Here is a 13,285-nt window from a genome sequence, read left to right on the forward strand (position 1 = left end):
CCCTCAGGGGGACGGCGAAGTGGAAGCGGAGGCCCCGTCCGACGGGGTCTCCGTCACACAGGTCACCGAGAACGGCACCGAGTTGGACGTCGTCTCCACCGGAGAGCGGACCTCGACACCGATCTCGTTCTCGAGGCTGCCGTTCTCGTCGTTCGTCGTCACGAACGCCGTGTCCTGACGGGTCAGGCCGCCGCCCTCCGGGAACGAGAGGGTCTTCCACTCCTGATCCATGATCTCGCCGTCCTTGGACACCCAGCGGTACGTCACCTCTGACGGCAGACTGCCCACCGTGAGCGTCGCCGTGAAGGCGGGCGCCTCGCCCTGCGGCGGCGGGCAGGTGCCGGTGTACTCCGTGTGCGAACCGGCCACCGTGACCTTCACCGACGGGGGCGGAGCCGCGGTCGTGGGACTGCTGCTGGGGCTCGGACTCGGGGAGCGGGTCGGCTCGGCCGTGTCACTCCGGTCCGGATCGCTCACCGACGGCGAACTCAGACTGGACGGATCCTTCGCGGGCCCCCCGGCCTCCTTGCCGTCGTCATTGTCGAGCAGGGCGTACATGAGTCCGGCGACCGCCAGCGCGAGCGCGGCGATGCCCGCGATCAGGACGACGGCGGCGCGGCGGTTGCGGTGCGGCCGCTCCGCCGTGCTGGTCGTGCCCCCGGACTGCGTCCAGGCCGGCGGGACCGGTGCCGTCGGCGGCGACTGGTCGCGGCTCGGCGGGTGGGCCGGCCGGTACGGCGGCTGCTGGTGCGCGACGGTCGTCGGCGCGTAGGGGGATGCCGGTACGGCGTCCGCGCCGAGCGTGCCTCCCCCGGAGGGGGTACCCCCCGCGCCGATCACCCGCAGATCCTGCTCGGCCCGGTCGGCGGACAGCCGTTCCCCCGGCTCCTTGCGCAGCAGCCCCTCGATCACGGGGGCGAGCGGACCCGCCCGGTGCGGCGGCGGCAGCTCCTCGTCGACGATCGCGCGCAGCGTGCTGAGCGGCGTGTTCTGGCGGAACGGTGAGCTGCCCTCGACCGCCGCGTACAGCAGTACGCCGAGCGACCACAGGTCGGACTCCGGGCCGGGCGTGCGGCCCAGCGCCCGCTCCGGTGCCAGGAACTCGGGCGAGCCGATGACCTCGCCGGTCATCGTCAGCGCGGAACTGCCCTCGACCATGGCGATGCCGAAGTCGGTGAGCACCACGCGTCCGTCGTTCGACAGCAGGACGTTGGCCGGCTTCACGTCGCGGTGCAGCACCCCGGCCTCGTGCGCGGCCCGCAGCGCGGCCAGCACGTCCGCGCCGATGTGCGCGGCACGCTGCGGGCTGAGCGGCCCCTCGGCCTCCAGGAGCTCGGCCAGGGAGATGCCGCGGACCAGCTCCATCACGATCCAGGGGCGGTGGTCCTGGGTGGCCACGTCGTAGACCGTCACCACGTTGGGGCTGGAGATCCGGGCCGCCGCCCACGCCTCCCGCTCCAGCCGCGCGTACATCCGCTCGATGTCGGCGCCGGGCAGTCCGGAGGGCGCGCGCACCTCCTTGACGGCGACCTCGCGGTTGAGCAACTCGTCACGGGCCCGCCACACCGTTCCCATGCCGCCCTCGCCGAGCGGGGCAAGGAGACGGTAGCGGCCCGCGATCAGACGTTCACTGCCCGGTTCTTCGGACATTGGGCCCCCATTCGCAGCCGACTCCTATACTTCCCGTGTCGCGGCGGGACACGCCGGAGGGGTATCACCGCATCAGTGGTCGAGTGCCCGTGAACCTCAGCCCGCAGGGCTGGAATCCCGCGCCCTCAGGGTGGGGGAGGATGTCAAAAAAGTAGCTCAGCCGAGTACAGATGTCGCCCCCTTGAATACCAGTCCGGCACCAAGGGCCACGACGACGAACGCAGAGCCCAGCGGTACGGTCCGGCGCATCAGCGCCGTGACCGGCCCGTTGACCCAGCGGGGGCGCTTGTCCAGAACCCGCGAGACCCCGGTACCCAGCTTGACGACGGCGAAGCCGGCCGCGGTGAGGGTGAGGGCGAGCCCGACGCCGTACGCCACGACGAGCAGCAGACCGAACCAGGCCTGCCCGAGCGCCGCCGCGCCGACGAGTACGACGACGGCGGAGGGGCTGGGCACGAGGCCTCCGGCGAAGCCGAGGAGGATCGTGCCGCGGAGGGTGGGGGCGGTGGCGTGGGTGTGGGTGAAACCGCCGTGGGTGTGCTCGACGGTGTGGGGGTGGCTGTGGGGGTGGTCGCTTTCGTGGCTGTGGCTGTGGCTGTGGTCGTGGCCGCGGTCGTGACTGTGCTCGTGTTCGGGGTGGGGATGCGCATGGGGATGCGGGTGTTCGTGTGGGTGTCCGGTGGGGGTGGCTTGGCCGTGAGCGCCGACCAGGACCGGCGTGCGCTCGTGGGCGTGCTCGCTGTCGTGCGGGTGCGGGTGCGGGTGCGGGTGCGGGTGCGGGTGGGGGTGTCCGTGTCCGTGTCCGGGTCCGTGGTCGTGCGGGTGCGGGTGCCCATGGGCCTGCTGTCGGTTGCGCCAGGCCCGTCGTACGAGGGTCGCGCCCGCCGCCGTCACCAGGGCGCCGCTCGCGATGCCCAGCCATGCGATCACCGAGGGCGCCGCCGCCGAACCGGCCGTGACCAGGAGGCCGAGGGCGACCACGCCGAGGGTGTGGGTGACCGTCACCGAGGCGGCGAGGGGCAGGACGTCCTTCATCCGGGCCTTGCCGCCCCGGGCGGCGGCCACCGCGGCCATCAGGGTCTTGCCGTGGCCCGGTGCCAGGGCGTGCATGGCCCCGAGTGCGACGGCGATGAGGAGGGCGAGCGCCGCGAAGCCGACGGTGAGGTCGTTGCGGGCGACCAGGGAGTCCAGGGCCCGGGTCCAGCGGTCGGCGCCGCGCGGCAGGACGGAGGCGGCGGGCGCGTCCTCCTGCCCCTCGACGAGGGCCGGGCCGCCGGGCCGTACACGCAGGGCGGCGGTCGCGGTGTCGGCGGGGGAGGAGAGCAACTCCTCGGGGTACTCGGTCAGTTCACCGGACAGCGACTTCGTCGGTACGTCCGACTCCGTGAGCGTCGTGCGGTCGCCGCGCGCGGTGATCTCTCGCCAGCCGGGGCCGGAGTCCGTGGCCGCGCTGCGGAAGCCGAGGGTGACGGTGTCGTCCTCGGGCAGCGGTGCCGTCAGGCGGCACTCCAGGCGGAGGGTGTCCAGGCCGGCCTGACCGGGGCGCAGGCGCGCGTCGCTGCTCTTCGCGGTGAGGGCGACCGCACGGCCGTCGACGGTGACCCGGCTCGCGTCGGCGGCCCGCGCACACCGCTGCCGGGCCCACTCGGTCATACCCAGCCGCTCGATGTCCGGCCCGGCCTGGGTCGCCGGGATCTCGGCGAGGTCCTCGACGTGGTCGACGCGCAGTTCGCCGGGGGTGGTGACGAGGCCGTCGTAGTGGTTGACGGTGAAGTTGCCGAGGGGGTGGGCGCCGGCCGTACCCGAGGGGACGAGCACGAGCGCGCACGCTGCCGTGAGCACGGCCGCGGCGGAGGCGAGGACGCGTCGGCGCCGGCGGGGCTGGGGCTTCACTTGGCCGCCTCCAGGGTCTTACGGGCCTCACGGGCGCCCAGGGGTGAGAAGCCGGGGCTGAGGTCCAGGGCCGCCTTCAGATGGGTGCGGGCCTGCCGCTCGTTGCCCACGGCGTGTTCGATCACACCGCGGTGGTGGAGGAAGGCGGCGTTGCGGTAGCCGGTGGCCGTGGCCCGGCGCGCGTACGGCAGGGCCTCCTCGTCGCGGCCGTTGACGTGCAGGGCCCAGGCGAGGGCGTCCGCGGTGTGCACGGTGTGGCGGCGGGCCCATTCGGCGCGGGCGGCGCGCAGGGCCTCGGCCTTGTCGCCGTGGTCGGCGGCGGCGAGCGCGGTGTCGAGGTCGGCGTTGACACCGCCCGCGCGGGCGAGTGCCGTCCAGGCGTCCACGAGGGCGTACTGGTCGCCCGCCTTCGCCCGGTCGCCCTCGGCGCCGCGGGCCTCGTACAGCTCGCCGAGCTCGACGAGCGGGCCGGGCAGCGGGTAGCGGGCGACGACGGCCTCCATGCCCTCGATCGCGGCGGCCCGGTCGCCGCTCGCGGCCTGGGTGCGGGCGCGGCCCTCCAGAGCGGGCAGGTAGGCGTCGTCGGCGGCGAGGGCGCGGGCGTAGTGGGTCAGGGCCGTCGCGTACTCTCCCTGGTTCCAGGCGAGTTGGCCGAGCGCGGTGGCCACGTACGCCACGTCTCCGGGGGCGGTGGCCGACGCGAGCGCCTGCTCCAGCACCCGCCGCGCGGTGGCCACGTCGCCGCGCAGCTCGTGCACGTACGCGTACCGCGTGAAGACCGGAATGCCCGGCCGGCGTTCGTCCGCGAGGTCGGCGGCCTTCGCCGCGTCGTCGTAACGGCCGAGTTCGACGAGTGCGTCGATCCGGGAGGACAGGGCGCGCTCGCTGTAGGGGTTCTGCTTCAGCGCCTGGTCCGCGTAGGTCAGCGCGTCCTCGAAGTCGTGCCGGGCCGCGGCGAGGGCGGCGCGGCCTGCGAGAGCCTGGACGTTGTCCGGCTCCAGGCCGAGGGAGCGCCGCAGAGCCCGCTCGGCCTGCGGGTAGCGGGACGGGTCGCCCTTCGTCCTGGCCTGCTCGACATAGGCGATACCGAGGGTGGCCCAGCCGCCGAAGTCCCGTGGCTGGGAGCGCAGATGAGCCTGCAGCGCGGTGATACTCGCGTCGAGATCACCGCCGGTGAGCAGTTCGGGCGACACGGCGGCGGGTGCGGAGGCGGCCGTCGCCGTCCCGCCGTCCCGCACGGCACCGACCGCCACGGAACCGGCGGTGAACGCGACGGCCAACAGCACCGCACAGCCGGCGAGCTGAGCGCCCCGCCAACGCCGCCCGGCAGCCGCCACCCGCCGCACGGCGGCAACGCGCTGGTCGGCCACGGCGATCTCGTCGCCCCGGACGGGACGGGTCGCCTCCGGCACACCTCGGGTGCCGGGCCGAGGGCCCGCTGACGCGGCCTTGGCCTCCGGCCGGGTCCCGCCCCGCGCCCGGACCGCCTCGGCGTCGGCCCCGGCCCTCGCGGGTGTCTCCGGGGCGAACTGGCCTCCCGGCGTACTGCGGGTTGCGGTCCGGGGCCCGGTCCTCGACGCGGCGGCTTCCGGCGCGGCCTGGTCGGCGAATCGGGAATCGGCCGACGAGACGTCCGCCTCCGGCCGGGTCGCGGTCCGCGGCTGGGCCGCTTCCGGGACGGCCCCGGGCCTCGGAGGGGCTGTACTCGAGTCCGCCCCGGATGTCGGCGGGGCCGACTCGGGGCCGGCCGCGGTTTGTGGCGGGGCGGTCGTGGGAGTGCCCTCGGCTTCTCCCGGGGCGATCTTCGGCGTGCCCTTGGCGTTCGGCTCGGTTGTCTTGGGGGTGTCTTCCGCCTCCGGCGCCGCCGTCTTGCCTGTGTGCCTCGCCTCCGGCGCCGCTGTCCTGCGGGTGTGCCTCGCCTCCGGCTCCGCTGTCCTGCGGGTGTGCTTCGCCTCCGGCTCGGCCTGCTCCGGGGCGAGGGCGGTTGGCGCAGCCGCGGAATCCGGGCCGGCGCCCGCCCCGGGCACGGTGGCCGCACTCGCCCCGTCCATGGGCATCGGCACCGGCACAGCAGCCACCCCCGCACCGCCTTCGCGTTCCGGCCCCGCGCCCCTACCCGCACCGCCCGTGCGTCCCGGCTCCGCGTCCACACCCGGCCCGCGCCCGCGCTCCGGCAGTGCCGTCGGCTCTGCGCCCTGGTCGTTCTCCGGTGCGCTGTCGTTCGTACGCCGGGCCATGCCCTCTCCTCGGTCGGCTTGCTGTGCAGGGAAGTCGCGGCGCGGCCCGCGCCGTGGGGGAAGGTTGGGTGCGGGCCGCGCCAGTCGGTGGGGAGTACGGATCAGTACGCCCGATTCCTCATCCGGCGCCACCACACGAGGGCCGAGCCGACCAGGAGGATGCCGGCCGCGCCGGCGCCCGCGGAGGCGGCGATCAGGGTGGTGTCGCCGGATCCGCCCGCACCGGCCGGCTGGAGGGCGTCGCCGATCTGGCTGCGGACGTCGTTGCCGTCGGTCGTGCCCTTGGCGAGCGGGCCGCGTGAACCCTCGGTCGGGAGGGCGACGTACGGGAAGGCCTTCTCGAAGTCCTTGTCGTTCTTGTCGACGGCGTCGCCCAGGTCGTTCTTCGCGCCGAGCAGTTCACCCTCGACGACCTGCAGCGAGGCGTCGATCACGTCGTCGGTGAGGCGGCGTCCGTTCGGGAAGCCGGCGTTGTCGCCGTCGAGGACACCGAGGCGCTTGGGGTCGGAGACCGGCTTGATCGAGGTGTTCAGGCGCAGTTCCTCCGCCGCGACCACATGCGGCGGCTGGTTGAGGCCCTTCACGCCCTTGAGGAAGACGTCGACGAGGTCGTTGCGCGGCTCGTCGGGCGCGTCGATCTTGTAGATCGCCTCGATGAGCTTCGGCAGCTCCGGGTTGGTCACGTTCTCGAGGAACTGGGCGTCGTCCCGGGGCGCGGACGCGTTGAACTTGTCCTTGTCCTTGATGGGGTTGACGACCTCGTTGACCAGCGGCATGCCGAGCCGCGAGACCTGGGAGTAGTAGCCCTGGGCGTTCTTGCGCTGGGTCGTCGACCAGATCCCGACGATCGGCTGCTCGGCCGACTCGGTGATCATGTGGGTCGGCACCTGGAGGGCGATGGAGTTGACGTTGTAGCCCTTGAGCGTGTCGTTGCCGACCTCGGTGAGGTTCCCGCCGTACAGCAGGTCGAAGACGCGCAGGTCCAGGAAGAACGGGTCGTCGGCCTGGCCGGCGAACGTCGTCGAGCCGCCGGGCAGTTCGTGGACCGCCTGGTCGCGCAGCTTGGCGTAGTCCGGCATGGACGCCTTGCCGACGTTCGACGGTGCCACCGGCACGTCGTCCGCGACCTTGGTCTTCGACACCATCCGCTGGTGCTTCAGCTTGATCAGTTCGATGTCGTACGTCTGCGTGACGTTGAGGTCCGGGTCGTCCAGGCTCTCGACCGGCCCGGTGTTGTAGAGGAACGTCTTCTCGTTCTTGACGTGCGTCTTGAAGGTGAAGCGGTACAGCAGCTCGCCCTGCGCGTCACCGTTGTTGTCGATGTGGAGGTCGTACTGCGCGTCCTCGGCGAACGGGAAGAAGTTCGGACCGCCGGCGGGCTCCTCGAAGGGGGTCCAGTTCGCCACGATCGTCGTGGTGTCCGGCTTGTCCGGGCTGACGAACGCGTACACGTCCGTGTTGTCGTACTGGGGCTGCCCCGAGATCAGGGGGGCCTCCCGGTGGCTGGAGGCGGCGGCCGCCCCCGGTTCCAGCGCGGTCACACCGGCGGCTGCGAGCCCGCCGGCGGCCAGCGCACCACATACGAGAGTCGCGAGGTGCTTGTGTCCCGCACCGCTCCTGGAGATAGGTGTCATGCCGTCCGTCCTCAGTCCAACTTGCCTGACGCCGGGGGATTCGGAGCGGGGGCGGGGCCGGATTGGTCGAATCTGAAAAGACTTTTTCTCGCTGCCGGACCCGCGTTTTCGGCCCGCTGATCCGTAACCCCATCCGGAGGTGTGTTCGTTGCGAATACCGCGTGGGACGGGGCGGGCAGGGTGCGGTGTGCGGAGGGGGGGAGCCGGGGTGGAGGCTGACGAGCTTCTGGTCCTCGTGGCGGGCGGTGACCAGAGGGCGTTCGAGGAGCTGTACGGGCTGGTGTCCGGGCCCGTGTTCGGGCTCGTGAGGCGGGTCGTACGGGATCCGGCGCAGTCGGAGGAGGTGTCGCAGGAGGTGCTGCTGGAACTCTGGCGGTCCGCGGGGCGGTTCGACCCGGGGCGGGGCAGTGCCCTGTCCTGGGTGCTCACCCTCGCCCACCGCCGGGCCGTCGACCGGGTGCGCAGCGCCCGCGCGGCCGGTGAGCGCGAGCAGCGGGAGGCCCGGCGGTCCCATCACCCCGCCTTCGACCAGGTCACCGAGGAGGTCGAGGCCGGCCTCGAACGCGAGTCGGTGCGCCGCTGCCTGAACCGGCTCACGGCCCTGCAGCGCCAGTCCGTCACCCTCGCTTATTACGAGGGGTATACGTACCGTGAAGTGGCCGAGCGTCTCTCCTTGCCGCTCGGCACGGTGAAGACGCGGATGCGTGACGGACTGACCCGCATGCGCGACTGCCTGGGAGGTGTGGCATGAGTCTTTTTCGCCGAGAGGACGTCCACTCCCTGGCCGCGCCCTACGCCCTGGACGCCCTCGAACCCGACGAGCGACGCCGTTTCGAGAAGCACCTGAAGAAGTGCGACAGCTGCACCGCCGAGGTGCGCGCGATGGCCGAGGACGCCGTCCGGCTCGCCTGGTCGGAGGCCGCGGCGCCGCCGCCCGCGATGCGCGAGCGGGTACTGGCCGCCGTACGCGCGACTCCGCAGGTGACCGCTCCCCGGCAGGAGGCGCCGCGCGCGCGTACGCCCCAGTTGCCGCCGCACGTGTGGGGCATGCAGCCGCCGCCGCGCGTACGTGAGCGGCGGCGGATCCCCCTGTTCGTGCCCTTCGCGACGGTCACCGCCGCCGCGGCCCTCGTGGTCGCGTCCCTGTTCGCCGTCCAGGCGGGGCAGACGGAGGACCGGCTGAACGCCGAGCGGGCACAGGCGCGTGAGATCGCCCACGTTCTCGGGGCTCCCGACGCGCGGGCGACGACGGGGCAGGACGCCGACGGCCGCAGAATCGGAGTGATCGCCTCCGCATCCGAGGGAAGCGCGGTCGTCACCCTGAGCGGATACGGCGACCTGCCGAGCGACCGCGTGCGCCAACTGTGGCTCATGCGCCCCGACGCGCAACCACGCTCCCTCGGGCTCTTCGACGACGACACGCCCTTGGTGGCGTCCGGTCTCGACACCTCCGCCACGTCACTCGCTGTGACCGTCGAGCCCGACGGTGGCTCACCGCAGCCCACTACTCAGCCGGTTGTCCAACTCGCCCTGAAATCAGTTGGATTCGGAGAGTGATCAGAGAGGAGTCGTCAACCTGCTTACGGGGAAGGTGAATCCTGTGACCGCGATACACGAGTGCCCCGAGGGGGCGATAGGGTTACCCTGCCCGGGCCGGGTGGACTCGTACGGGTGGGGAGTGACATGGAACAGATAACAGTGCGCAGCAGGGCACGTGTCCCTGCGATCACCTGCGGGAGCAGCGCGACCAGTTCGCGCCTCGACCGCCATCTCTCGGTACTGGGCGGTCCTGCCGTCCCGCAGCGGGAGACAGTCGAGGCGACCTCGCTGATGCGTGAGCTGACCGCGCGTGACACCCCGCAGGAGCGCAGCCCGAGGGGTGCGCGAGTGAGCCGGGTCCTGCTCTTCGCGCCACTGCGCCGGCTGCGCCGTTCGCTGTTCGGCGGGCGCTGAGCCCCCGCTCAGACGTTTCTGATCCGCGCTCAGGCGGCCATGCCGCTCCGGCCGGTGCTGCGATCCCGTCGTCCGTCATCCCCACGGCATGCAGCGTCGTCCAGGTGTGTCCGCCGAGCGCGGATACGTTTCTTTCCCCTCCCTCCCGTCGCCCTCGCGTCCACCCCGCAGGTCCGTGGGTTCAGCGCTCGCCGTGCGCGTACCGGTGCACGGCGAGCGGCACGAACGCCGCGAGGAGGACCGCGCACCAGACCAGCGACCCGGCGACGGGATGCGCCACCGGCCAGGCCGCCCCCTCCGGTACCGGGGCGTTGCCGAAGAGGTCCCGCAGGGCCGTCGTCACCGCGCTGATCGGATTCCACTCGGCGATCGTCCGCAGCCAGCCCGGCAGGCCGTCGGCCGGGATGTACGCGTTGGACAGCAGCGGCAGCAGGAAGGTCGCGCCGCCCAGCTGGCCCGCGGCCTCCTCGCTCCGGGTGAGCAGGCCGAGGAAGATGCCGATCCAGGTGGTGGCGAACCGGAACAGCAGCAGCAGACCGAAGGCGCCCACCGCCTCCAGGGCGCTCCCCTCCACGCGCCAGCCCACCGCGAGGCCGACCAGCAGCAGGGGAACCGTACCGGCCGCCGTGACGACCAGGTCCGCGACCGCCTGCCCGAGCGGTACCGCCGCCCGGCTCATCGGCAGGGTGCGGAAGCGGTCCATCACGCCCCGGTGGGTGTCCCCGGCCGCCTGGAACATCCCCGTCATGATCCCGTTCGCGGCCGTCGCCACCAGCAGGCCCGGGAGCAGGAACGCGCGGTACTGCTCGCCCGGCATCGCGAGCGCGCTGCCGAAGACGTAGCCGAAGAACAGCAGCATGCTGATCGGCATGGTCTGGGTCAGGATCAGCAGCCCCGGGTTGTTCCGCATCCGCCGCAGCTGGCGGCCCAGCATCGCGGTTCCGTCGTAGGCCAGTGTGGTCATGCCGCACGCTCCTGGTGGTCGTCGGTGAGCCGGAGGAACACGTCGTCGAGGGTCGGTGGGCGCAGGCTCGCGTCCAGCAACGGCACACCCGCCGCGTCCAGTTCGCGCACCAGGCGGGGGATGGTGAGCGTCGAGTCCCGGCTGACCGCGCCGACGGCGTTGCGCTCGTGGTCGAACGAGGGCTGTGCGCCGGTGAGTCGATCCAGCACGGCCGCCGCCTTCGCCAGCACGTCCGCGTTCGCGACGACGACCTCGACCTGGGTCCCGATGAGCGACTTGAGCTGGGCCGGCGAGCCCGTGTGCGCGACCCGCCCCCGGTCCACCAGGGCGATGTCGTCGGCGAGTTGGTCGGCCTCCTCCAGGTACTGCGTGGTCAGCAGCACGGTCGTGCCGTGGGCCGTGAGGTCGCGCACGGCGGCCCAGATCAGGTTCCGGCTGGCCGGGTCGAGCCCGGTGGTCGGCTCGTCCAGGAACAGCACCTCGGGGCGGCGGATCAGGCTCGCCGCCAGGTCGAGGCGGCGCCGCATTCCGCCCGAGTAGGTGGACGCGGGCCGGTCGGCGGCCCCGGCGAGCCCGAAGCGGTCCAGGAGCTCGCCGGCCCGCTCGGCCGGCCCCCGCACCCGGTGCAGCCGGGCGAACAGGCGCAGGTTCTCGCGCCCGGTCAGGTCCCCGTCGACCGACGCGTACTGTCCGGTGACGCCGATCCTGCGCCGTACCGCCGCCGCCTCACGCACGAGGTCGTGCCCGGCGATCCGCGCGGAGCCCGCGTCGGGGCGCAGCAGCGTGGTGAGCAGCCGCACCGCCGTGGTCTTGCCGGCCCCGTTCGGGCCGAGGATTCCGCAGACCGTGCCGGTCGCCACCGCGAGATCCAGGCCGCGCAGGGCGTGGACGGCACCGAACCGCTTCTCCAGACCTTCACTAAGTACAGCGTACGTAGAAGTCATGCTCCGACCATAGCGCACTACGTACGCTGTACGTAACTAGGATGGTGGACGAGGTGATGATCGATGGCGGGCCGAGCGGCCGTACCCGAAGTGATCTGGGCCCGTCCCGAGCGGACGGGCCGGGGGCCGAAACCGGCGTTCACGCGTGCGGACGTCGCGGCCGCGGCCGTGCGGATCGCCGACGCGCAGGGGCTGGACGGCGTCTCCATGCGGCACGTCGCGGCCGAACTGGGCTGCGGAACGATGTCGCTCTACAACTACGTGCCGCGCAAGGAGGACCTGTACGAGCTGATGCTCGACGCCATCGGCGCCGAGCACGAGATGAGCGAGCCGTCCGGCGACTGGCGCGCCGACATGCTGCGCAACGCCCATGAGACCCGCGCCATCATGCGCCGCCACCCGTGGGTGCCGCGCCTGATGGCGGGGATCTACGGCTTCAGCCCCAACACGCTGCGCTATCTGGAGCACTGTCTGGCCTGCCTCGAACCGCTCGAGCAGCCGTACAGCATCAAGATGGAGCTGGTCGCGCTGCTCAACGGCGTCGTGACGACGTACACCGCGAACGAGCTCGCCACCGCCGAGCGCACCCGCTCCATGCCCTGGTCCGAGGAGGAGGAGAACGCGGTCCGTATCGCCTACCTCGGCAGCCAGGTGGCCACCGGTGCCTATCCGCGGCTGGCGGCGGCCTTCACGGAGGACTCGGGGCCGATCGACCTGGAGGCGGTGTTCGAACGGGCGCTCCATCGGGTCATGGACGCCTTCGAGCCCAGGGGTCGGAGGAGCTAGGGGGCAGCGGGCTGCGGTCAGGGGTCAGGGGTCAGGGGGCACGGGTCAGATCAGGGTGAACTGGCCTTCCGGGCCTTCCTCGTGGTGGTCCAGCACCGACGCCGGCCTGCGTGCCGCCTCCGGCACCGGCAGGACTCCCGCCTTGCGCAGTTCCTCCGCGGTGATCGGCGCCGTCACCGTCAACTCCTCCTGGCGCGGCCTCAGCTCCGCCAGCAGCGCCAGCACCGTGATCAGCTCCAGCAGCTCCGACGTCCACGCCTGGGGCCAGGCCGCCGGGCGGATCGCCTCCAGCGTGCCCGGCTCGGGGTGGGCGGTGCGGACCGTGAACCACTGTTCCAGTACGCGCGTCCCGCTCACCTCGAAGTCCCAGGACTCGGGCGGCACCGGGGAGATGCGGCCCTCGTCGAGGTACAGGGCTTCCTCGTCTCGGTCGTAGCGCAGGGTCAGGGGCCGGGAGGGCAGGGGTGCGCGGACGTACGGGCGGCGGCCGCCGGGCAGTTTGGGACGGTCGCCGTCGCGGCGCATCAGCCACAGGACGCGGTGGCCGAGTTCGACGCCGTGCGCCCAGAGCCCGGGGTCCGCGGTGAGGGGGACGGTGAGGCCGGGGCGTACCGCCGTGACGGTCCAGGCCAGGAGGTCCGCCGGGGTGAGGGAGAGGCCGAGACGGGTGGCGAGGTGGTCCAACAGGCCGGGTGCGAGGTTGGGTTCCTCGGCCCCGGGGCGGCGGTAGAGGGGGCGGATGCGGCCGGGGCGCAGGAGCGGGAGCAGGGAGGTGGCGTGCAGGAGGGGGCCCGGGGCGTCGGGCGTCTCCGTGACGAAGATCTGGTGCTCGTCCGCCACCCGCCACAGCTCGGGCCGGGCCGCGTCGATCAGCCGGTGGTCGGGGATGAGCCACTGTTCGTCGAACGGCGCGTGCAGTACGCGTACGGGCTCGGGGCAGGGGCCCGAGGCGCGGATCAGCTTCTCCGTGCCGCCGGACCGGCCCGGCAGCCGGCCGACCGCCGACCGCAGGGTGCGCGAGCGGGTCGGCTCGAACAGGGCCTCGCGGTCCGGGCCCTCGGCCTTCATCAGGGCGTCCCAGCGGGCTCTGAGTGAGGCCGCGTCGGGCCCCGTCGGCCACCCCCGGCCGAGCCGCGGCGGTGCGACGGACCACGGCATGAGGTCCGCCAGCGGCGGAGCGTCGTCGTGCGTCACGCACGGCATCGTACGACCTGGCACGGACGG

The 13,285-nt window shown here is 72.9% G+C and carries 11 protein-coding genes; 4 read left to right on the forward strand and 7 right to left on the reverse strand.

Annotated elements, in window-relative coordinates; translation table 11 throughout:
• Positions 1 to 3: 3 nt before the first annotated feature.
• The 4 genes from ACZ5XS_RS21655 to ACZ5XS_RS21670 all read right to left on the reverse strand — a co-directional run bounded on the left by ACZ5XS_RS21655 (position 4) and on the right by ACZ5XS_RS21670 (position 7,414).
• Positions 4 to 1,650 (reverse strand): serine/threonine-protein kinase, encoded by a 1,647-nt coding sequence (locus tag ACZ5XS_RS21655; RefSeq protein WP_468653636.1) that lies wholly within the window; start codon positions 1,648 to 1,650, stop codon positions 4 to 6.
• Between the two features lie 156 nt (positions 1,651 to 1,806).
• Complete coding sequence (locus ACZ5XS_RS21660) at positions 1,807 to 3,543, reverse strand: urease accessory protein UreH domain-containing protein (protein WP_468653638.1); 1,737 nt, start codon at positions 3,541 to 3,543, stop codon at positions 1,807 to 1,809.
• The gene (locus ACZ5XS_RS21665; RefSeq protein WP_468653640.1) at positions 3,540 to 5,780 is read right to left on the reverse strand and encodes a tetratricopeptide repeat protein; all 2,241 of its coding nucleotides are present in this window, start codon (positions 5,778 to 5,780) and stop codon (positions 3,540 to 3,542) included. The genes ACZ5XS_RS21660 and ACZ5XS_RS21665 overlap by 4 nt, the downstream gene beginning before the upstream one ends.
• Before the next feature lie 101 nt (positions 5,781 to 5,881).
• Positions 5,882 to 7,414 (reverse strand): DUF4331 domain-containing protein, encoded by a 1,533-nt coding sequence (locus tag ACZ5XS_RS21670; protein WP_468653642.1) that lies wholly within the window; start codon positions 7,412 to 7,414, stop codon positions 5,882 to 5,884.
• A gap of 208 nt (positions 7,415 to 7,622) precedes the next feature.
• Here ACZ5XS_RS21670 and ACZ5XS_RS21675 point away from each other — a divergent pair, with 208 nt between their 5' ends.
• The 3 genes from ACZ5XS_RS21675 (at position 7,623) to ACZ5XS_RS21685 (ending at position 9,367) form a co-directional block, all read left to right on the forward strand.
• Entirely contained in the window at positions 7,623 to 8,165 is a 543-nt protein-coding gene (locus ACZ5XS_RS21675) for a sigma-70 family RNA polymerase sigma factor (RefSeq protein WP_468653644.1), read from the forward strand.
• Entirely contained in the window at positions 8,162 to 8,971 is an 810-nt protein-coding gene (locus ACZ5XS_RS21680; RefSeq protein ID WP_468653646.1) for an anti-sigma factor, read from the forward strand. The genes ACZ5XS_RS21675 and ACZ5XS_RS21680 overlap by 4 nt, the downstream gene beginning before the upstream one ends.
• A gap of 126 nt (positions 8,972 to 9,097) precedes the next feature.
• Positions 9,098 to 9,367: a hypothetical protein gene (locus ACZ5XS_RS21685; protein WP_217238842.1), complete on the forward strand. Its 270-nt coding sequence runs from the start codon at positions 9,098 to 9,100 to the stop codon at positions 9,365 to 9,367.
• Between the two features lie 181 nt (positions 9,368 to 9,548).
• Here the strand turns inward: ACZ5XS_RS21685 and ACZ5XS_RS21690 are convergent, their stop codons facing one another.
• Entirely contained in the window at positions 9,549 to 10,331 is a 783-nt protein-coding gene (locus ACZ5XS_RS21690; RefSeq protein WP_468653648.1) for an ABC transporter permease, read from the reverse strand.
• The gene (locus tag ACZ5XS_RS21695; RefSeq protein ID WP_468653650.1) at positions 10,328 to 11,275 is read right to left on the reverse strand and encodes an ATP-binding cassette domain-containing protein; all 948 of its coding nucleotides are present in this window, start codon (positions 11,273 to 11,275) and stop codon (positions 10,328 to 10,330) included. The genes ACZ5XS_RS21690 and ACZ5XS_RS21695 overlap by 4 nt, the downstream gene beginning before the upstream one ends.
• 63 nt (positions 11,276 to 11,338) lie before the next feature.
• Between ACZ5XS_RS21695 and ACZ5XS_RS21700 the strand changes: the two genes are divergently transcribed.
• Positions 11,339 to 12,061, forward strand: coding sequence for a TetR/AcrR family transcriptional regulator C-terminal domain-containing protein (locus tag ACZ5XS_RS21700; RefSeq protein WP_468653652.1), 723 nt, complete (start codon positions 11,339 to 11,341; stop codon positions 12,059 to 12,061).
• 45 nt (positions 12,062 to 12,106) lie between these two features.
• Here ACZ5XS_RS21700 and ACZ5XS_RS21705 read toward each other — a convergent pair whose 3' ends face one another.
• Positions 12,107 to 13,264 carry a type ISP restriction/modification enzyme gene (locus tag ACZ5XS_RS21705; protein WP_468653654.1) on the reverse strand — a complete coding sequence of 386 codons (1,158 nt, stop codon included), beginning with the start codon at positions 13,262 to 13,264 and terminating at the stop codon, positions 12,107 to 12,109.
• Positions 13,265 to 13,285 lie beyond the last annotated feature (21 nt).

Source organism: Streptomyces sp. NPDC033131, assembly GCF_055578365.1.

Bases quoted from the DNA above. Each gene is read 5' to 3' on its own strand.
- ACZ5XS_RS21655 (WP_468653636.1), bottom strand. From the start codon at position 1,650: ATGTCCGAAGAACCGGGCAGTGAACGTCTGATCGCGGGCCGCTACCGT.
- ACZ5XS_RS21665 (WP_468653640.1), bottom strand. From the start codon at position 5,780: ATGGCCCGGCGTACGAACGACAGCGCACCGGAGAACGACCAGGGCGCA.
- ACZ5XS_RS21670 (WP_468653642.1), bottom strand. From the start codon at position 7,414: ATGACACCTATCTCCAGGAGCGGTGCGGGACACAAGCACCTCGCGACT.
- ACZ5XS_RS21680 (WP_468653646.1), top strand. From the start codon at position 8,162: ATGAGTCTTTTTCGCCGAGAGGACGTCCACTCCCTGGCCGCGCCCTAC.
- ACZ5XS_RS21685 (WP_217238842.1), top strand. From the start codon at position 9,098: ATGGAACAGATAACAGTGCGCAGCAGGGCACGTGTCCCTGCGATCACC.
- ACZ5XS_RS21690 (WP_468653648.1), bottom strand. From the start codon at position 10,331: ATGACCACACTGGCCTACGACGGAACCGCGATGCTGGGCCGCCAGCTG.
- ACZ5XS_RS21695 (WP_468653650.1), bottom strand. From the start codon at position 11,275: ATGACTTCTACGTACGCTGTACTTAGTGAAGGTCTGGAGAAGCGGTTC.
- ACZ5XS_RS21700 (WP_468653652.1), top strand. From the start codon at position 11,339: ATGGCGGGCCGAGCGGCCGTACCCGAAGTGATCTGGGCCCGTCCCGAG.
- ACZ5XS_RS21705 (WP_468653654.1), bottom strand. From the start codon at position 13,264: ATGCCGTGCGTGACGCACGACGACGCTCCGCCGCTGGCGGACCTCATG.